Origin of the sequence: Scandinavium sp. NPDC088450, assembly GCF_044900545.1 — a bacterium.
Lineage (GTDB): Bacteria > Pseudomonadota > Gammaproteobacteria > Enterobacterales > Enterobacteriaceae > Scandinavium.
The window spans coordinates 90,064-109,354 of record NZ_JBJDNI010000013.1 but is presented as its reverse complement, the minus strand read 5'-3'; the positions used below and the strand labels follow the sequence as shown (position 1 = coordinate 109,354).

At 53.7% G+C, this 19,291-nt stretch carries 18 protein-coding genes and 3 tRNA genes; 10 read left to right on the top strand and 11 right to left on the bottom strand.

Annotated features, from left to right (window positions below; genetic code table 11):
• Positions 1 to 75: 75 nt before the first annotated feature.
• The gene (gene argA, locus ACI2I2_RS13610; RefSeq protein ID WP_404658382.1) at positions 76 to 1,407 is read right to left on the bottom strand and encodes an amino-acid N-acetyltransferase; all 1,332 of its coding nucleotides are present in this window, start codon (positions 1,405 to 1,407) and stop codon (positions 76 to 78) included.
• Between the two features lie 228 nt (positions 1,408 to 1,635).
• Here argA and amiC point away from each other — a divergent pair, with 228 nt between their 5' ends.
• Positions 1,636 to 2,889: an N-acetylmuramoyl-L-alanine amidase AmiC gene (gene amiC, locus ACI2I2_RS13605; RefSeq protein ID WP_404658381.1), complete on the top strand. Its 1,254-nt coding sequence runs from the start codon at positions 1,636 to 1,638 to the stop codon at positions 2,887 to 2,889.
• Between the two features lie 119 nt (positions 2,890 to 3,008).
• Here the strand turns inward: amiC and ACI2I2_RS13600 are convergent.
• The 3 genes from ACI2I2_RS13600 to ACI2I2_RS13590 form a co-directional block, all read right to left on the bottom strand.
• Positions 3,009 to 3,085, bottom strand: a tRNA-Met gene (locus tag ACI2I2_RS13600).
• A gap of 49 nt (positions 3,086 to 3,134) precedes the next feature.
• Positions 3,135 to 3,211 (bottom strand) — tRNA-Met (locus ACI2I2_RS13595).
• Positions 3,212 to 3,261: 50 nt separating this feature from the next.
• A tRNA-Met gene (locus tag ACI2I2_RS13590) sits at positions 3,262 to 3,338 on the bottom strand.
• A 197-nt stretch (positions 3,339 to 3,535) separates the two neighbouring features.
• Here ACI2I2_RS13590 and mltA point away from each other — a divergent pair.
• Positions 3,536 to 4,630 (top strand): murein transglycosylase A, encoded by a 1,095-nt coding sequence (mltA, locus tag ACI2I2_RS13585; RefSeq protein WP_404658380.1) that lies wholly within the window; start codon positions 3,536 to 3,538, stop codon positions 4,628 to 4,630.
• A 19-nt stretch (positions 4,631 to 4,649) separates the two neighbouring features.
• Entirely contained in the window at positions 4,650 to 5,456 is an 807-nt protein-coding gene (gene tcdA, locus ACI2I2_RS13580; protein WP_404658379.1) for a tRNA cyclic N6-threonylcarbamoyladenosine(37) synthase TcdA, read from the top strand.
• Here tcdA and csdE read toward each other — a convergent pair.
• Together csdE and csdA are read right to left on the bottom strand one after the other, a co-directional pair.
• The gene (gene csdE, locus ACI2I2_RS13575; RefSeq protein WP_404658378.1) at positions 5,453 to 5,896 is read right to left on the bottom strand and encodes a cysteine desulfurase sulfur acceptor subunit CsdE; all 444 of its coding nucleotides are present in this window, start codon (positions 5,894 to 5,896) and stop codon (positions 5,453 to 5,455) included. The genes tcdA and csdE overlap by 4 nt on opposite strands.
• Complete coding sequence (gene csdA / locus ACI2I2_RS13570; protein WP_404658377.1) at positions 5,897 to 7,102, bottom strand: cysteine desulfurase CsdA; 1,206 nt, start codon at positions 7,100 to 7,102, stop codon at positions 5,897 to 5,899. It abuts the gene before it with no gap.
• 192 nt (positions 7,103 to 7,294) lie between these two features.
• Here csdA and ACI2I2_RS13565 point away from each other — a divergent pair, with 192 nt between their 5' ends.
• The 4 genes from ACI2I2_RS13565 to rlmM all read left to right on the top strand — a co-directional run bounded on the left by ACI2I2_RS13565 (position 7,295) and on the right by rlmM (position 10,301).
• Entirely contained in the window at positions 7,295 to 7,522 is a 228-nt protein-coding gene (locus ACI2I2_RS13565) for a YgdI/YgdR family lipoprotein (RefSeq protein WP_404658376.1), read from the top strand.
• A gap of 353 nt (positions 7,523 to 7,875) precedes the next feature.
• On the top strand, positions 7,876 to 8,793 hold the full coding sequence (gene gcvA, locus ACI2I2_RS13560; RefSeq protein ID WP_404658375.1) for a glycine cleavage system transcriptional regulator GcvA: 918 nt from the start codon (positions 7,876 to 7,878) through the stop codon (positions 8,791 to 8,793).
• A 19-nt stretch (positions 8,794 to 8,812) separates the two neighbouring features.
• Complete coding sequence (locus ACI2I2_RS13555) at positions 8,813 to 9,208, top strand: DUF423 domain-containing protein (protein WP_330982905.1); 396 nt, start codon at positions 8,813 to 8,815, stop codon at positions 9,206 to 9,208.
• On the top strand, positions 9,201 to 10,301 hold the full coding sequence (gene rlmM / locus ACI2I2_RS13550) for a 23S rRNA (cytidine(2498)-2'-O)-methyltransferase RlmM (RefSeq protein WP_404658374.1): 1,101 nt from the start codon (positions 9,201 to 9,203) through the stop codon (positions 10,299 to 10,301). The genes ACI2I2_RS13555 and rlmM overlap by 8 nt, the downstream gene beginning before the upstream one ends.
• 245 nt (positions 10,302 to 10,546) lie before the next feature.
• Here the strand turns inward: rlmM and xni are convergent, their stop codons facing one another.
• The 5 genes from xni to queF form a co-directional block, all read right to left on the bottom strand.
• Positions 10,547 to 11,302 (bottom strand): flap endonuclease Xni, encoded by a 756-nt coding sequence (xni, locus tag ACI2I2_RS13545; RefSeq protein WP_404658373.1) that lies wholly within the window; start codon positions 11,300 to 11,302, stop codon positions 10,547 to 10,549.
• Positions 11,303 to 11,412: 110 nt separating this feature from the next.
• Positions 11,413 to 12,780, bottom strand: a complete 1,368-nt coding sequence (locus ACI2I2_RS13540; RefSeq protein WP_404658372.1) for an L-serine ammonia-lyase — start codon at positions 12,778 to 12,780, stop codon at positions 11,413 to 11,415.
• A 51-nt stretch (positions 12,781 to 12,831) separates the two neighbouring features.
• On the bottom strand, positions 12,832 to 14,121 hold the full coding sequence (locus ACI2I2_RS13535; protein ID WP_404658371.1) for an HAAAP family serine/threonine permease: 1,290 nt from the start codon (positions 14,119 to 14,121) through the stop codon (positions 12,832 to 12,834).
• A gap of 469 nt (positions 14,122 to 14,590) precedes the next feature.
• A complete protein-coding gene (gene ppnN, locus ACI2I2_RS13530; RefSeq protein ID WP_404658370.1) occupies positions 14,591 to 15,955 on the bottom strand; it encodes a nucleotide 5'-monophosphate nucleosidase PpnN in 1,365 nt (454 codons plus the stop codon).
• A gap of 116 nt (positions 15,956 to 16,071) precedes the next feature.
• Positions 16,072 to 16,917: an NADPH-dependent 7-cyano-7-deazaguanine reductase QueF gene (gene queF / locus ACI2I2_RS13525; protein WP_404658369.1), complete on the bottom strand. Its 846-nt coding sequence runs from the start codon at positions 16,915 to 16,917 to the stop codon at positions 16,072 to 16,074.
• 69 nt (positions 16,918 to 16,986) lie between these two features.
• Between queF and syd the strand changes: the two genes are divergently transcribed.
• The 3 genes from syd (at position 16,987) to truC (ending at position 19,285) form a co-directional block, all read left to right on the top strand.
• Positions 16,987 to 17,532 (top strand): SecY-interacting protein, encoded by a 546-nt coding sequence (syd, locus tag ACI2I2_RS13520; RefSeq protein WP_404658404.1) that lies wholly within the window; start codon positions 16,987 to 16,989, stop codon positions 17,530 to 17,532.
• Positions 17,533 to 18,173: 641 nt separating this feature from the next.
• Positions 18,174 to 18,503, top strand: a complete 330-nt coding sequence (locus ACI2I2_RS13515; RefSeq protein ID WP_404658368.1) for a YqcC family protein — start codon at positions 18,174 to 18,176, stop codon at positions 18,501 to 18,503.
• A complete protein-coding gene (gene truC, locus ACI2I2_RS13510) occupies positions 18,503 to 19,285 on the top strand; it encodes a tRNA pseudouridine(65) synthase TruC (RefSeq protein ID WP_404658367.1) in 783 nt (260 codons plus the stop codon). Before ACI2I2_RS13515 ends, truC begins: the two co-directional genes overlap by 1 nt.
• Positions 19,286 to 19,291 lie beyond the last annotated feature (6 nt).

Genomic DNA, 19,291 nt, shown 5'->3' with positions numbered 1-19,291 from the left:
CGGTGGCACTGCGTTTGCCGGGCCTACAAAATCGTAGGCCGGTGCAAGCGTAGCGCCGCCCGGCAAATTTCATGCTCAGCCCAAATCCGCCATCAGCACTTTTGAACGGCGCTGATAGTTGTACATCTCTTTCTTACTTTCAGGCAGTAAATCCACCTCGACTGGGGTGAAGCCGCGTTCCTGGAACCAGTGAATGCTGCGTGTGGTGAGCACGAACAGTTTGCTGAGTCCCATCTGTTTCGCCTGAGCGGCAATTCTTTCCAGTAAAACTTCGCCGCGCGATGAGCTGCGATAATCCGGGTGAACCGCTACGCAGGCCATTTCGCCGATGCGCTCTTCCGGGAACGGATAAAGTGCAGCACAGGCAATGGTGGTGTTGTCTCGCTGGATAACAGTGAATTTGTCGATTTCCATTTCCAGCTGTTCGCGTGAACGGCGCACCAGAATGCCTTGCTGCTCCAGCGGTTCAATCAGCTCCAGAATGCCGCCAATATCATTGATGGTCGCGCGGCGGATTTGCTCGGCGCTTTCCATAACGATTTGCGTCCCAATACCGTCGCGGGAGAACAGTTCCTGCAACAGGGCACCGTTTTCCTGATAGCTGATGAGATGGCAGCGACGCACGCCGCTGCGGCACGCTTTGACGGCTCCGCGTAAGAAACGCGCTGTACCGGAGTTATAGTCACCTTCTTCTTCAAGCGTTTCGACACGAGCCTGGGCTTCATTTGGGAATAATTCTGAGATGATATCGCCGTGCTGATCGTAGACACCCTGCGAGGAGCAGAAGCCAATCATTTTTTCTGCTTTCAGTTTAATGGCGAGCTGGGTAGCGATTTCTTCTGACGTCAGATTGAAGCTTTCACCGGTGACAGAAACGGCAACGGGGCCCATCAGCACTATGGCACCGCTGTCGAGCTGGCGATGAATCGCTTCTTCATCGATACGACGAATACGTCCACTGTGGCAATAATCGATGCCGTCATCCACGCCCAGCGGCTGCGCGATAATGAAATTACCGCTGACGACATTGATGTGCGCGCCCTGCAGTGGGGTGTTATTCAGGCTCATCGAAAGACGTGCAGTGATATCAAGTTGCAGCATACCGGCGGCCTGTTTCACCAGGTCGAGGGTTTTTGCATCCGTCACGCGAGTGTGCTTGTGGTAAATCGGCTCGTGGTGATGTTCCGCCAGATTGGCATCAATTTGCGGACGTGCGCCGTACACCAGCACCAGGCGAATACCCAGACTGTGAAGTAAGCCTATGTCGTTGACAATGCTTGAGAAATTCTCATGCTCTATCGCTTCGCCACCCAGCATGATGACAAAAGTCTTCCCGCGGTGGGCATTAATGTAGGGAACAGAATGACGAAATCCTTCGACCAACTCGGTTTTACGTTCCTTCACCACAGTACAACCCTCATTGCATGATTATTCGTAATAAGTGTATTTTTATTCTTTTTTAGCGGTGGGTGCAAGCAGCAATTTCAGTGAATGTGGCGGAGAAGTCAGCCGAAAAACGTCACAAATCAGGAATGTTTACCCTTTTATTGATGACAGTTTATGCGCCTTTGGTTAAAGTTTTCGGTCAAACTCAATGTTTAAAAAGTAAAGTTGAAATTTTTGCCTGGGAGCAGCATGTCTGGAAGTCAGTCAGGATTAAGTCGCCGTCGCTTATTAAAAGGGGCCGGGGCGATGTGGTTACTCAGCGTAAGCCAGGTGGGACTGGCCGCCGCGAGTCAGGTGGTTGCGGTCCGCGTGTGGCCGTCGTCGACCTACACCCGTGTGACGGTAGAATCCAGCCAGGTCTTGAAATACAAGCAGTTTGCGTTGAGCAATCCTGAAAGGCTGGTGGTCGACCTCGAAGGCGTCAACCTGAACTCGGTGCTGAAAGGCATGGGTGCGCAGATTCGTGGCGACGATCCCTACATTAAATCCGCGCGCGTTGGGCAGTTTGATCCGCAAACCGTCAGGATGGTGTTCGAGCTGAAGCAAAACGTGAAACCACAGCTGTTTGCGCTTGCGCCGGTGGCCGGTTTTAAAGAACGCCTGGTGATGGATCTTTACCCTTCAACAGCAACCGAAGTGCAGGATCCGCTGCTGGCACTGCTTGAAGATTACAACAAAGGCGATCTGGAAAAGCAGGTTCCGCCTGCGCAAAGTGGCCCACAGCCGGGGAAAGCCGGTCGCGACAGGCCGATTGTTATCATGCTTGATCCTGGGCACGGCGGTGAAGACTCCGGCGCAGTCGGTAAATACAGGACTCGCGAGAAAGACGTCGTGCTGCAAATTGGTCGCCGCCTGAAAGCGCTGATCGACAAAGAAGGCAATATGAAGGCGTACATGACGCGCAACGAGGATGTTTTCATTCCTTTGAAAGTGCGTGTCGCCAAAGCGCAGAAACAGCGCGCAGACTTGTTTGTCTCGATTCATGCAGATGCCTTTACCAGCCGCCAGCCGAGCGGATCTTCTGTCTTTGCGCTTTCCACCAAGGGTGCGACAAGTACCGCTGCGAAATACCTGGCCGATACTCAAAACGCCTCTGACTTGATCGGTGGCGTGAGCAAGAGTGGCGATCGCTACGTCGACCACACCATGTTTGATATGGTGCAGTCGCTGACCATCAATGACAGCCTGAAATTTGGTAAAGCGGTGCTGGGTAAGCTCGGGAAGGTGAACAATCTGCATAAAAACCGGGTGGAACAGGCGGGGTTTGCGGTACTGAAGGCGCCTGATATTCCTTCCATTCTGGTCGAGACGGCGTTTATCAGTAACGTTGAGGAAGAACGGAAACTGAAAACCGCGGCCTTTCAGCAGGAAGTTGCTGAGTCGATTTTAGCCGGGATCAAAGCTTACTTTGCCGACGGAGCAACGCTCGCACGGCGTGGATAGGTTTCCGGAAGAGGGAGAATGAATGACGCTGAAAGGCGTCATTTTTTTGTTTATTTTTTGGATAGGACGAAATTCAGATACAAAAAAACACCCGTTAAGGTGCTTATTGTTTAATGAAGTGGTTGCGGGAGCCAGATTTGAACTGACGACCTTCGGGTTATGAGCCCGACGAGCTACCAGGCTGCTCCATCCCGCGTCCGTGTGTTTACCGTCAATCAGGTAAACCTTCTTACTTCATTATGTGTTGGTTGCGGGAGCCAGATTTGAACTGACGACCTTCGGGTTATGAGCCCGACGAGCTACCAGGCTGCTCCATCCCGCGTCCGAGTGTTTATCCTTCCATCAGATAAACCTTACACATCACATTTTAATTGGTTGCGGGAGCCAGATTTGAACTGACGACCTTCGGGTTATGAGCCCGACGAGCTACCAGGCTGCTCCATCCCGCGTCCGTGGAAGCGCACTATACGCTGGTCGTGATTTGATGCAACCCTTTTTTGCATAAATGCTTAAGAGTGAGTAAAAACAAAACATGTCGACTATTTTTTGCCCAAAATGGGCTGCGCGGCACGTTATCACATTTCAATACCCCTGACGGTTTGTTATCTTCATCCCGCATTCCGCTTAAGAAAGAAGACGAGATACCATGAAAGGACGTTGGGCCAAAATTCTGGTGACGGGCACAGTTATGACGCTGCTTGCCGCCTGCTCCTCCAAACCGACCGATCGCGGTCAGCAGTATAATGACGGAAAGCTCACCAATCAGTTTTCCCTGGTTAATCAACCTGATGCCGTAGGGGCTCCTATTAATGGTGGCGACTTCGCGCAGCAAGTCAATGAAATTCGTAACGCATCGCCGCGCCTGTATGGCAATCAAAGCGCTGTGTTCAGTGCCGTTCAGCAATGGCTGCAGGCCGGGGGCGACACGCGCACCTTAAAGCAGTACGGGCTTGATGCCTGGCAGATGCAGGGCGCAGATAACTACGGCAACGTCCAGTTTACCGGTTATTACACGCCGGTGATTGAAGCGCGACACACGCGTCAGGGCGAGTTCCAGTACCCTATTTACCGCATGCCGCCAAAACGAGGACGCCTGCCGTCTCGCGCAGAAATTTACGCAGGCGCGCTGAGCGACAATTACATTCTGGCCTACAGCAATTCCCTGATGGATAACTTCATCATGGACGTGCAGGGCAGTGGCTACATTGATTTCGGTGATGGCTCGCCGCTGAACTTCTTCAGCTACGCGGGTAAAAACGGCTGGCCGTACCGCAGTATCGGCAAGGTGCTGGTCGATCGCGGCGAGTATAAGAAAGAAGACATGTCGATGCAGGTCATCCGTCACTGGGGCGAAACCCACAGCGAAGCGGAAGTGCGTGCTCTGCTCGAAGAAAATCAGTCATTTGTGTTCTTTAAACCGCAGTCTTTCGCGCCGGTGAAAGGCGCGAGCGCGGTGCCGCTGATTGGCCGTGCGTCTGTCGCTTCCGACCGCAGTATTATTCCGGCTGGCACCACGCTGCTGGCTGAAGTCCCGCTGCTGGATAACAACGGTAAATTCAACGGTCATTACGAGCTGCGACTGATGGTGGCGCTGGATGTCGGCGGTGCAATCAAAGGCCAGCACTTCGACATCTATCAGGGGATTGGCCCGGATGCCGGACACCGTGCGGGTTGGTATAATCACTACGGTCGCGTCTGGGTATTGCGTGGGGCGGGCAACGGTTACGTCTTTAGCGGTTAATAACGTCGTTTGAGGTTTTATGTCAGTAGTACTTAGCGATGCCTGGCGTCAGCGTTTTGGCGGTACGGCACGTTTATATGGTGAAAAAGCGCTGCAGCTGTTTGCTGATGCACACGTTTGTGTCGTCGGCATTGGCGGTGTGGGCTCATGGGCCGCAGAGGCGCTGGCGCGCACCGGTATTGGTGCCATTACGCTGATTGATATGGATGACGTGTGCGTCACCAATACCAATCGCCAGATCCACGCGTTAGGCGGTAATGTCGGGCTTGCAAAAGCGGAAGTGATGGCAGAGCGCATTCGTCAGATCAACCCAGAGTGCCAGGTGACGGTGGTGGACGATTTCGTCACGCCAGAGAATGTCGCTGAGTATCTTGGGGTCGGCTTTAGCTACGTCATTGATGCTATCGACAGCGTGCGGCCAAAAGCTGCGTTGATCTCTTACTGTCGTCGTTACAAAGTGCCGTTGGTGACTACCGGTGGCGCTGGCGGGCAAATCGATCCTACCCAGATCCAGGTCACCGATCTGGCGAAAACCATTCAGGATCCGCTGGCGGCAAAACTGCGCGAACGCCTGAAGAGTGATTTCGGCGTAGTGAAAAACAGTAAGGGTAAGCTTGGTGTCGATTGCGTATTTTCCACCGAAGCGCTGGTTTATCCGCAATCTGATGGTTCGGTCTGTGCGATGAAAAGCACGGCGGAAGGGCCAAAACGGATGGACTGTGCTTCAGGGTTTGGTGCCGCGACGATGGTGACCGCGACGTTCGGATTTGTCGCGGTGTCCCATGCTCTCAAGAAAATGATGGCGAAAGCCGATCGTCAGGCTTAAGCCTTCTGCGCGGCGGCGATAACGGCGTCGCGCAGGGCGTTCAGCCCCTGATTGCGGGAGGCGCTAAGCTGCACGCGAAGCCCGAGTTCATCAAAAAGGCTCAGCGGATCTGCCGACAAAAGCTGTTCCGCGCTTTTCCCTTCAATGGCGGTCAGCAGTACAGCCAGCATGCCTCTCACGATCCGCCCTTCACTGTCCCCAAAGAAATGCAGCTTCCCGTTGGATGACAGCGTGTGCCCAAGCCAGACCCGGTTTTCACAGCCAGCAATTTCCTGGGCCTGCGCTTTCAGGTCTTCCGCCAGAGCAGGCAGCTTTTTGCCGAGCAGGATCAGCTGTCGATATTTGTCTTCCCACTGCGTGAGCGGACCGAAAATCTGTCGTAAATCGTCTTCAGTCAGGGTTGTGCCGAACGGATGTCCGGCTAAGGCTGGGCTCGTCATTTAATCCACCAGAAGTTCAAGGGCACGGTCCACGGCGTTGATCAGGGCGTGAACGTCTTCATGGGTATTATAAGGGGCAAATGAGGCTCTCAGGGTACCCTTCACACCCAGCGCGGCTAACAACGGCTGTGCGCAGTGCTGCCCGGCGCGTAGCGAGATGCCATATTCCGCCAGCAGTGTCACCATATCGCTGTGGTGTACGCCCGCGAAATCAAAGGCCAGCAGGCTTGAATCCTGGCAGCGGAAGGAACGAAAACCGGGTCGGCGGGAAAGCTCTTCTTCTGCAAGCGTAGCCAGGCCGCGGCTCCAGGTTTCCGCCTGCGCAATGTCGGTTTCATTCAACCATTCAAGCGCTGCACTCAGCCCGATGACACCCGCTACGTTTGGCGTTCCCGCTTCCAGACGATAAGGAACGGGCTGCGTTTTAAACCCGTCAAAGGTCACTTCGGTGATCATCTTGCCGCCACCCAGCCACGGCGTCATGTCTGCCAGTAATTCGGCTTTGCCATACAGTGCGCCAATCCCTGTTGGACCATAGAGCTTGTGACCGGAAAAGGCGTAAAAATCGATATCCAGTGCCTGCACATCGGCAGGAAAGTGAACGACGCCCTGGGCTCCATCCACCATCACCACCACGCCTGCAGCATGAGCAAGCTGAATGGCGCGCGCTAAATCAGGGCAACCGCCCGTGACGTTGGACATCTGGCCCAGCGCCAGAATACGGCTTTTCGCAGTGAGCAGAGAGGAAAGGCGTTCAACATCCGGCAGGCGATCGGCACCCAGCGGCAGTTTGACGATACGCGCGCCCGTTTGCTCAGCGACCATCAACCATGGCACAAGGTTGGCATGATGTTCTGCCTCACTGACGATTATCTCATCGCCAGGCTGCAGACGAGGGCGTGCATAACACTGCGCCACCATATTGATGGCTTCGGTCGTGCCGCGAGTCCAGACGATGTTTTTGCCATCCGGAGCATTAATCAACGCCGCGACCTGATCGCGTGCGGCTTCATAGCGAGCGGTGAGTTTTTGCGCGGCAGCAAACTGACTGCGGTGTACGTTGCCCGCGCTCAGGCTGTAGAACTGATGGCTGGCATCGATAACTGCCTGCGGCTTCAGCGCGGTGGCGGCGCTGTCCAGATAGACGCCGGCATCGCTCAGCGCCGGGAACTGGGCGCGAAACTGCGCCGGGTTGAATGCGTTCATGGTTTTCCTCATTCCAGTCTGACGATCGTCGCGCAAAATGTGCAGCAGGGCAAGGGCAGGCGTAACCCTCGGAATTTTCTGGGTTGAGTGGCGGAAAGCGGGTAGTGCGTTATGCTGAATTATGTTAGGCGACTGTTTTAGCCTGTTAATTGAAGCTCGAAATCCAGCATGAATTGCTGAAAGGAGAAAAACATGAAAAAGACTGCCGCAATCATTTCTGCCTGTATGTTGACCTTTGCGCTGAGTGCTTGCTCGGGTCCTAACTACGTAATGCATACCAACGACGGTCGTACCATTGTCGCGGACGGTAAACCGCAAACCGATGATGATACCGGGATGATTTCGTACAAAGATGCCAACGGCAACAAGCAGCAAATCAACCGTAGCGACGTGAAAGAAATGGTCGAAATGGACAACTAACGGCTGATTTCAAAGCAAAAAAAAGCACCGCATTCGGCGGTGCTACATTGAATCACTATGGACAGACAGGGTAAATGTACAGGAAGTGAAAAGGGGGTAGTCTTGCTACCGAGGTCTGAACTCCAGACCAATTGCAAACACAACAACACAACATCACAACCGTAAGCCAAAAGCCCATCAGAACACGCATTCCGAAAAAAGCTTTTCGTTCCGGCTCAGGAAGTGCCGCCACTATAGGTATTTGCTGGTAGAAGCTCAACGGACAATTTATAATGGCTCAGATAAAAAAAACTAATAGGTTACATGATGTAATCTAATTGTTAAATCGAGTTAACATCTAAGCCAAAACAATCATGTCGAAGCGTTTACCTCCTCTGAATGCATTACGTGTATTTGATGCCGCCGCCCGTCATCTTAGCTTCACTCGCGCCGCCGACGAGCTCTTCGTCACCCAGGCCGCGGTGAGCCATCAGATCAAGTCTCTTGAGGATTTCCTGGGCCTGAAGCTCTTTCGCCGTCGCAACCGTTCGCTGTTGCTGACCGAAGAAGGGCAAAGCTATTTTCAGGACATCAAAGAGATCTTTTCGCAATTAACCGAAGCAACGCGTAAACTTCAGGCCCGAAGCGCAAAAGGGGCGCTGACGGTCAGTATGTTGCCCAGTTTTGCCATTCAATGGCTGGTGCCACGGCTTGCAAGCTTTAACTCAACTTATCCGGGAATTGACGTCAGAATCCAGGCGGTCGACCGTCAGGAAGACAAACTGGCAGACGATGTCGACGTGGCTATTTTCTATGGCCGCGGGAATTGGCCGGGCCTGCGGGTTGAGAAGCTCTACGCCGAATATTTGTTGCCTGTTTGTTCGCCATTGCTGTTAACCGGCGATAAAGCGTTGAAAACACCCGCTGACCTGGCGCAACATACTTTATTGCACGATGCTTCACGCCGCGACTGGCAGACCTACACACGCCAGTTGGGCTTAAACCATATCAATGTTCAACAAGGACCGATCTTCAGCCACAGCGCTATGGTGCTGCAGGCGGCAATCCACGGACAAGGGATCGCACTGGCCAACAACGTGATGGCGCAGTCCGAAATTGAGGCAGGCCGTTTGGTTTGCCCGTTTAATGATGTTCTGGTCAGCAAAAATGCGTTTTACCTCGTTTGCCATGACAGCCAGGCAGAACTGGGTAAAATAGCCGCCTTCCGGCAGTGGATACTGGCGAAAGCGGCAAGCGAGCAAGAGAAATTTCGCTTCCGTTACGAACAATAAATGACTTCAGGATACTGACATGACCAGTCGCTTCATGCTGATTTTTGCGGCCATCAGTGGCTTTGTTTTTGTTGCTCTGGGCGCCTTCGGGGCACATGTGTTGAGTAAGACCCTCGGCGTCGTCGAGATGGGCTGGATCCAGACCGGTCTTGAGTACCAGGCGTTTCATACGCTGGCAATTTTTGGGCTGGCGGTTGCGATGCAGCGCCGTATCAGCATCTGGTTCTACTGGAGCAGCGTGTTTATGGCTCTGGGAACCGTATTATTCAGCGGCAGCCTTTATTGTCTGGCGCTGTCGCATTTACGCCTGTGGGCATTTGTCACTCCGGTCGGCGGCGTTAGCTTCCTCGCCGGTTGGGTGCTGATGCTGATTGGCGCTATTCGTTTAAAGCGTAAAGGTATCGCGCATGAATAAGGTTGTCCTCTACAGCCGTCAGGGTTTCGAGAAAGAGTGCGCAGCAGAGATTTCTGACAAGGCCTCGCGCCTTGGCGTCTATGGTTTTGCCCGGGTAAAAGATAACTCGGGGTATGTGATTTTTGAGTGTTATCAGGAAGGCGAAGCAGAGAAGCTCATCAAAGAGCTGCCGTTTGCCTCACTGATTTTCGCCCGTCAGATGTTTGTGGCCTGCGAGTTGCTGACAGACTTGCCACCGGAAGACCGCATTACGCCAGTGGTGGGAATGTTAACTGGTGTGGTGGAGAAGGGCGGCGATCTGCGTGTCGAAGTCGCTGACACCAACGAAAGCAAAGAACTGATGAAGTTCTGCCGCAAATTCACCGTGCCGCTGCGTGCTGCGCTTCGTGAAGCGAATGTGCTGGCAGGCTACGAAACGCCAAAACGTCCTGTGGTGCACGTGTTCTTTATTGCGCCGGGCTGTTGCTACGTGGGTTATTCACTGACCACCAACAACTCTCCGTTCTATATGGGCATTCCACGCCTGAAGTTCCCGTCTGATGCGCCAAGCCGCTCGACCCTGAAACTGGAAGAGGCGTTCCACGTCTTTATTCCGGCCGATGAGTGGGATGAGCGTCTGGCAAACGGCATGTATGCGGTCGATTTGGGCGCGTGTCCGGGCGGCTGGACCTATCAGCTGGTGAAACGCAACATGTGGGTTTCATCCGTCGATAACGGCCCAATGGCGCAAAGCCTGATGGATACCGGGCAGGTGACCTGGCTGCGTGAGGATGGTTTCCGCTATCGTCCAACCCGCAACAATATCTCCTGGATGGTGTGCGACATGGTGGAGAAGCCTGCAAAAGTTGCCGCGCTGATGGCGCAGTGGCTGGTGAATGGCTGGTGTCGAGAGACCATCTTTAACCTCAAGCTGCCGATGAAAAAGCGCTACGAAGAGGTGTCGCAGAACCTGGCGTATATTCAGGCACAGCTGGATGAGCACGGGATTAACGCGCATATCCAGGCGCGTCAGTTGTACCACGATCGCGAAGAAGTGACCGTACACGTCCGCCGTCTGTGGGCCGCTGTGGGTGGTCGTCGCGACGAGCGCTGATTTTATTAGTCAGAGTGGTGATTGCCCCTCTCCCTAACCCTCTCCCGCGGGGAGAGGGGACTGACCGTGCAGTTTGTTCTTCTCCCTCTCCGTTTGGGGTGTGTACGGTCCGGGGAGAGGGGACTGACCGTGCAGTTTGTTCTTCTCCCTCTCCGTTTGGGGTGTGTACGGTCCGGGGAGAGGGGACTCGAGCAGTGCACGCTGTACTTCTCCCTCTCCCTTTGGGAGAGGGCAGGGGAGAGGGGTTATCTCTGTAGTCGAAGCTGCTGCAAATTCCCGTCCAGCTGTAAATCCGTCTGCAATCTCGCCACTTCCCGGCAGATGAATGCCATCTCTTGATGCTCAACCAGCTTTTTGCGCCACTTTTCCGGCACGTCATCCAGATGCTCGTACAGCGCTTCGAGCGTTGCGAACTGTGATAACAGCTCCGTGGCACTTTTCGGCCCAATGCCTGCTACGCCGGGCACTTTCGAGCTGCTGATCCCCGCCAGCCCCCAGTAATCCGGCAGCTGTTCGGGTTTTACGCCAAACTCCTGGGCGATAAACGGCGCGTCCAGCCAGCGCTTCTGGAAGTAGTCACGGATGCGAATGGTTGGCGAGAGTAGCTGGCAGTAGCCTTTGTCGGTGGAAACGATGGTGGCCTGATGGCCTGCGCTGGCGACTTTCACCGCGAGGGTGGCAGCGAGATCGTCTGCTTCACTGCCTGCTGAGCCCCAGCAAGGCACTCCGCGCTTTTCGAAGACGTTACGGATGGCATCCATCTCAGCGTGCAGATCGTCGGGCATCGGGGAACGTCCAGCTTTGTAATCCGGCAGGCGCTGATGCCGCCAGCCCTGGTTGCGGGCTTCATCATCAAATACCGCTACAGCGTGCGTCGGTTGGCTGTGCACGATGAGCTGTTCGAGCGCGTGCAGACAGGTGTCAGCGCAGGGGGAACCCTGAACCGCGTGAATACGGCGAATCAGATTGAGTGCATCGACGATAAGCAGATGTACGGCCATGAGTACCCTCCTTGATAGCAAGGCGCTTAGGGTAACATCCGGGGAAAGATGAGGCTATGTGAGCCGCAAAAACGGGAAGATGCCTCGCAGAACGAGGCATCTCAAGGGGCTTAATCGCAGGTGACAATCTTCATTGCCAGGCCGCCGCGAGAGGTTTCGCGGTACTTGGCGTTCATGTCCTTGCCGGTTTCGTACATGGTTTCGATAACCTTATCGAGGCACACGCGAGGCTCGCTGGTGCGGCGAATAGCCATCCGTGCGGCGTTCACTGCTTTCACCGAAGCAATCGCGTTACGTTCGATACAAGGCACCTGAACCTGGCCCGCCACTGGATCGCAAGTCAGCCCAAGGTTGTGCTCCATGCCGATTTCGGCGGCAATACAAACCTGCACTGGGCTTCCACCCAGCAGCTCCGCCAGACCTGCTGCTGCCATCGAGCAAGCAACGCCGACTTCACCCTGACAGCCCACTTCCGCGCCGGAAATGGAGGCGTTCATTTTGTACAGTGAGCCAATCGCACTGGCGACCAGCATGTAGCGAGCCAGTGAGTTGGCGTTCACTTCACGAATGAACTTGTCGTAGTAGGCCAGCACAGCCGGAACAATGCCACAGGCGCCGTTGGTTGGCGCAGTCACTACGCGACCACCCGCCGCATTCTCTTCATTTACCGCCAGCGCGAACATGTTAATCCAGTCGACAACAGCCATCGGATCACTGGTGGTTTTGTCCTGGCTGACCAGCATGCGACGCAGCGCTGCTGCACGGCGAGGAACACGAAGTTTACCCGGCAGCACGCCTTCCGTGGTGATCCCGCGCTCAATGCCCGACTTCATCACTTCCCAGACTGCGGCGAAGTGCTGTTCCAGCTCTTCTTTGCTGTGCAGTGCCAGTTCGTTCTGCATCATCAGGCCGGAAAGGGAAAGCCCTGATTCCTGGCAGTGACGCTGTAAATCGGCTGCGGTTTTGTACGGATACGGAACGGCGACCGGTGCATCGTTACTCTGCGCAAAATGATCTTCATCGACGATAAAGCCCCCGCCGATGGAGTAGTACGTCTGGCTGTAGACCGCTTTCTCACCGCTCAGTGCAGTAATGCGCATGCCGTTTTCATGCAGGGAAAGATTGTCGGCATGGAAATTCATGCACCGATCGACAGGAAACTCGACTTCGTGCTGACCGTTCGCTAACAGCAGGCGGCCGTGAGTGTTCACGTCCTGGATAAAAGCGGGGATAGCATCGATATCGACGGTATCCGGCAGATTACCCGCCAGACCCATGATAATGGCGATGTCGGTGTGGTGGCCTTTCCCGGTCAGAGAAAGTGAGCCGTAGACATCGACAACCACGCGGGTGATGTCGTTTAAGATCCCGCGTGCAATCAGGTCGTCCGTGAATTGTTTTCCCGCTTTCATTGGCCCCACAGTGTGTGAGCTGGAAGGACCAATGCCGATTTTGAAAATATCGAATACGCTGATCATGATGCGTCCATTGCTATAAAGAAAAGGGCCGCCCGGAGGCGGCCAGGGGAATTAACCGAACAGGGAGTAGAAAATCGCGGAGATGGCGATGAGGCCCATGATGACCACAAACACGTTGCTGATGTGGCCGCTGTATTTGCGCATCGCAGGGACTTTCTGAATCGCATACATCGGCATCAGGAACAGGATCATCGCGATGATTGGGCCGCCGAGCGTTTCAATCATGCCGAGGATGCTTGGGTTCAGGGTGGCCACAATCCAGGTGGTCACCAGCATGAACACAGCCGTCATCTTGTTCAGACGGTTAACTTCAATGGTTTTACCGCGGCTACGCAGAGATTTAATCACCATCCCGTTGAAGCCTTCACGCGCGCCCAGGTAGTGGCCGAGGAAAGATTTGGTGATAGCAATAATCGCGATGATTGGGGCCATCCACGCAATCAGCGGGGCGTTAAAGTGGTTCGCCAGGTAAGACAGAATAGAGATGTTCTGCTCTTTAGCGGACGCCAGGTCTGCCGGAGAGAGGCTCAGCACGCAACTGAACACGAAGAACATCACGGTCAGCACCATCATGATGTGAGCGAAGGCCAGAATTTTGGAGCATTTCTTCTCGGCATCCTGACCGTACTCTTCACGTTTCGCCACGGCGAAAGAGGAGATGATCGGGGAATGGTTGAAGGAGAAGACCATGACCGGAATCGCCAGCCACAGGGTCATCCACAGACCGTTGCCGGTTGCATTAGCGCTGTTCAGAGACAGGGTTTCCAGCACCGCACCGTTCCACTGTGGGATCAGATAGCAGGCCAGCAACATCAGAGCAACCACAAACGGGAACACCAGGATGCTCATCGCTTTAACAATCATCTGCTCGCCAAAACGCACGATAGTCATCATGCCGACAATCAGGATCAGCGACAGAATCGCGCGCGGTGGAGGGGTCATCGCCAACTGGTGAGTCATAAAGCTCTCAACGGTGTTGGTGATTGCCACGCTGTAAACCAACAGAATCGGGTAAATCGCGAAGAAGTAGAGCAGGGTAATCAGTTTGCCTGCGCCAATACCGAAGTGCTCTTCCACCACTTCAGTGATGTCTTCACCTGGATTTTTACCGGACAGCACAAAGCGAGTCAGGCCGCGGTGAGCAAAATAGGTCATTGGGAAAGCAAGGATTGCCATGATGATAAGCGGGATCATTCCGCCAACCCCGGCGTTGATTGGCAGGAACAGCACGCCTGCGCCAATCGCGGTGCCATAAAGGCCCAGCATCCACATAGTATCCGTCTTACGCCATCCGCTACGGCTTTCTGCCGAAACGAGGGTGCTGGTTTGAGTGGTTTCCATCTGTATCTCCTGGAGGAAGCAATTTGTCAGTTTTTTAGTCAAAACCAATGAATAAATGGCTGACGGTAAAATAAATTCGTGTAAAACGGGCGTTTCTTATGATTTTTACCCGTATCTCTATGGGGCCGGAAAGATACATTTAACTCATCAATGTATCAGTGATCATGATCGCAAATGCGATAAAACACTTTCATAGCGTGACTTTCCAGACCATCAGGCTGGTTTTTTGTACTAAACGGGAATTTAAGGTCGCGAAGGCTACCATTATCAGTGCAGGAAGAGGAAGTTGGTGGCGGCTAAAGCCGATATCATTCGGGGGAAAGTGACGGAAATAGCGGTTTTGTGCGACGTAACATAATTTTCGTGAATATTTATCGTCTTTATTAAGCGATAAATCGAGGTTTGAGAGACAAAAGATAAGGGCGGCTTATAGGCCGCCCTGGGTGTTACGCAGATAACTGCTTACCAATCAGGAACAAATTTCGTAGCAAGGGATGTAGGCCGAGCCAGGCAGCTTCATACGGTGCTGTGCCACGAAGCTTTGCAGCAGGTTGTCCATTCTGCGCATCATGTCGCTGTCACCGTGGATTTTATACGGTCCATGCTCTTCGATAGCGCGAATACCCACTTCTTTGACGTTACCGGCCACGATGCCTGAAAACGCACGGCGCAGGTCGGCGGCTAACACTTCCACTGGCTGATCCGGATACAGCTTCAGGTTCGCCATGTTTTCGTGCGTCGGTTCAAACGGCTGTTGCAGATCCGGTGCGATACGCATCGACCAGTTGAAGCTATACGCATCACCGGTATCACGGCGATTCTCTTTCACCAGCGGCATCGCTTTCTTCATCTGACGCGCCACTTCTGCCGGGTCATCAACAATAATGCGATAGTGACGGCGAGCGGCTTCACCCAACGTATGGACGATAAAATCATCCAGCACGCGGAAGTAATCGGCGCTCTCTTTCGGGCCGGTGAGAATAAGCGGCAGTACCTGATTTTTATTTGCCGGGTTCATCAGAATGCCCAGCAGATAAAGCAGTTCTTCAGCGGTACCGACGCCGCCCGGGAAGATGATTATCCCGTGGGCGATACGGACGAAAGCTTCCAGACGCTTTTCGATATCTGGCATGATGATCAGTTCGTTCACCAGCGGGTTCGGCGGCTCAGCGGCAATGATTGACGGTTCAGTCATGCCGATAAAACGCCCTTCTTTATAACGCTGCTGAGCGTGACCCACCGCCGCACCTTTCATTGGGGCTTCCATCGCGCCCGGGCCACAGCCGGTGCAGATGTTCAGTTCACGCAGGCCAAGCTGAGTACCCACGCGACGAGCATACAGATATTCATTTTCATTGATTGAGTGACCGCCCCAGCAGACAACCATGCTCGGCGCTTCCCCAACGTGTAACGCTCGGGCGTTACGCAGGATGGAAAACACCAGGTTGGTGATGTGGGTTGAACTCTCAAGGTCGAGATTAGGGAAACGGACGGTGTTATGGATTTGCCCGTAAACGAACAGAATATCGCGCAGGACGGCAAACAGGTTGGCCTGCAGAGAGCGAATAATACGCCCATCAACAAAGGCGTCTTCCGGCGGGTTGATCAGTTCCAGCTTTACGCCGCGCTCGCGACGCAGCACGTTAATCTCAAAATTCTCAAAACGGGAAAGCAGCTCTTTACTGTTGTCGGTGAGACTCCCTGAGTTAAGCACTGCCAGTGAACAGTTGCGGAACAACTGATAAAGGTCGCTGCTGGCATTGCTTTTCAGCATATCAACTTCCAACTGCGACAACATATCCATTGAGCCAAGTGGGCTAATATGTGTAATCAAGTGAACTCCTTACGGGACGAGTATCGTCTTCCCTATTGATTACAATAGCCTTGCATCCTTCATTTCCACAAGAAAAAGCACGGTCGAAACCGTGCTTTATTTTGCAATGATTTATGTTACTGGCGAACCAGTCGCCCGATGGCGGGAACGAAATCAGCATTACTACGCCAGGGGTTGATATCCAGCCCACCACGGCGGGTGTAGCGTGCGTAAACGCTCAGGCTTTCCGGCTGGCAGAAGCGCTGGAGGTCGCTGAAAATGCGCTCCACGCACTGCTCATGGAACTCGTTGTGGTGACGGAACGAGACCAGATAGCGCAACAGTTTTTCTCTGTCGATTTTCGGCCCGCGATACTGGATCTGCACAGAGCCCCAATCCGGCTGATGGGTTATCAGGCAGTTTGATTTCAGCAGATGGCTAACCAGCGTTTCTTCTACAACCTTGCCACTGGCCGCATCCTGCAAATAATCGGCGCTAAATTCATAGCTTTCAATTTCGATATCCTGCTCGTCGATGCAGGTGCCATGGAAGTGCGCAATTGGCTGACCTTCAATTTCATCTAACCGATATAAGGCAACGGTCACTTTACCTTGCGCGCAGGCGCTGAGATCGCGTTCCAGCGTGGAGCGGACGGCTTCCCAATCGGCAAAGCGCGTCTGATTGAAACTGTTGAGATAGAGCTTAAAACTTTTCGACTCCACCAGATTCACGCTGGTATCGCTCAGTTCCACATGGCCGACGGCCACTTGTGGCAAGCCTTTGGCGTTGAGCCAGGAAAGTTCGTACAGCGTCCAGATATCGCCGCCGTGAAACGGCAGGGCATCAGCACGCAGACCCAGCGGATCGCGATTCAGGCTACGTGGAACAGCTTGTAGCAGCGTTGCATCGTACACATCACGGTAATCCGTTGATTTACCGAGCGTCAGGCCGGAAAGCGCCTGGTGATTTTCATAAGAGGACATGTTTCACCGTCATAAAGCAGGTAGACTATCAGGATGAGTTTATCCTGGCTGACCTGGAGAGAGAAAGCAGTGGAACCACAAACCGCAGAAGCCTTAGCAGCTTTTACCCAACGTTTTTGCGCGGCATGGCAGCAGCGTGATGGAACCCCCGCTCGCAGTGAAGACCTTTACGGCGTGCCATCACCTTGTGTGGTGTCGACCAGTCAGGAGGCTGTTTTTTGGCAACCGCAGCCGTTCAGCCCAGCGTCAACGCTTGAAGCGGTTGAAAGGGCGTTGGACATTGTGGTACAACCCCCGCTTCAAACTTATTATACCACCCAGTTTGCGGGTGATATGCCAGCCAGGTTTGGTGAGCGTCAGTTGACGTTACTGCAAGTCTGGAGCCCGGAAGATTTCCAGCGTGTGCAGGAAAATCTGATTGGTCATTTGGTCACACAGAAACGCCTTAAATTATCGCCAACGTTGTTCATCGCTACATTGGACAGCGATCTGGACGTTATCTCCGTGTGCAACCTGACGGGCGAAGTGGTGCTTGAAACACTCGGCACCCGTAATCGCACCGTACTTTCTGCCTCCATTGCGAGTTTCCTTTCTCATCTCGAGCCTGTGCTGTAATCCATATGCCTGGGGTTCTTGTGAGAGATCTCTCACACGCACTGTGAGAGATCGCCCCCATGTAAGACTGATATTGCCGCTGCGCTTGTGCATCAATCATGATAAATCAACGAGTTATCTCGAAAATTCGAAAGTTTCGTATGAAGATTATCTTAACGTGTTCGCTGTAAGAGTCTTGTAAGACGAGGCGGAATAGAGGATTCTATACACGTCGACAGGGAACGCGACAACGAAACGAACATCAGGATGATGACGTTTCAGGCGGATACACCAGGATGGTGCTACAAGGAAGGCTTTCAGGATGAAAGCAAAAGGATAGCGTAGGACGCGCAAAGGACACCTCCAGGATGGAGAACGAGAGCCGGTCAGGATGCCCGGTGGATCAGGAAGATCAGGACACACTTACGGATAAGTCTAATCGCATCGGGGTGGTGCGAGCAGGATGCAACGGTTTACGGATGAACAGGTCAGGAGACCACAGGAAAAGTTGTCACGGATGAGCAGGGAGCACTAAAAGTAGCTGGATTGCTGCGAAACGAACCGGGAGCACTGTGAAAACAGTGCTCCCTTTTTTTATTTCTCGCCGCACTGGTGGTATTCTCCGCCGCAGATTTTCATTCGATGTTTCTTTCGAGGTTTCCATGACTCATCACGACAGTGTCCGCCAGCGTTTGCAGGCCATTGAAGCGCAATTACGCGAGCATCAGCACTGGCAGGATCTTCCGCCCGACGCCAGCGTATTTGAAAGCACGCAACCTTTTTGTATGGATACTCTGGAACCGCTGGAGTGGCTGCAATGGGTGTTAGTCCCTCGCATGCACCAGCTTCTCGACAGTGGACAGCCGCTTCCGCAAAGCTTCGCCGTGATGCCGTATTACGAGATTGCCCTTGAGGCCAGCCATCCGTTTCGCGCGATCATTCTGCCGGAGCTTGAACAACTGGATGCGCTGTTTGCAGGCGTTGACGACTGATGCTTGAAATCCTCTATCAGGATCAATGGTTGGTCGCCGTTAACAAACCTTCTGGCTGGCTCGTTCATCGTAGTTGGCTGGATCGCGATGAGAAAGTCGTGGTGATGCAGACCGTGCGCGACCAGATTGGTCAGCATGTTTTTACTGTTCATCGCCTTGATCGCCCGACGTCCGGCGTATTACTGATGGGGCTTTCCAGCGAAGCAGGCCGTTTACTGTCGCAGCAGTTTGAACAGCACCAGATCCAGAAGCGTTATCACGCTATTGTGCGTGGCTGGCTGATGGAAGAAGCCGTGCTTGATTACCCGCTGGTGGAAGAGCTCGACAAGATCGCCGATAAATTTGCCCGTGAGGATAAAGATCCGCAGCCAGCGGTGACGCATTATCGCGGGCTTGCCACGGTTGAAATGCCGGTGGCAACCGGGCGTTATCCTACAACGCGCTATGGCCTGGTCGAACTGGAGCCGAAAACCGGCCGCAAGCACCAGCTACGCCGCCATCTTAGCCATCTTCGTCATCCGATCATTGGCGACAGTAAGCATGGCGATCTGCGTCAGAACCGAAGTGCGGCAGAGCATTTTGGCTGCGATCGTTTAATGCTGCATGCAAGCGAACTGCACCTTACGCACCCGTTCACGGGCGAGCCGCTGGTTATCCGCGCCGGGCTGGATGACGTCTGGATGCAGGCATTGTCACATTTCGGCTGGCGTGGGCTTCTCCCTGCCGTTGAAAGGGTTGAGTTTCCTTCTGACAACCGTCAGGATGAGATCATAACCGAATGATTCAGG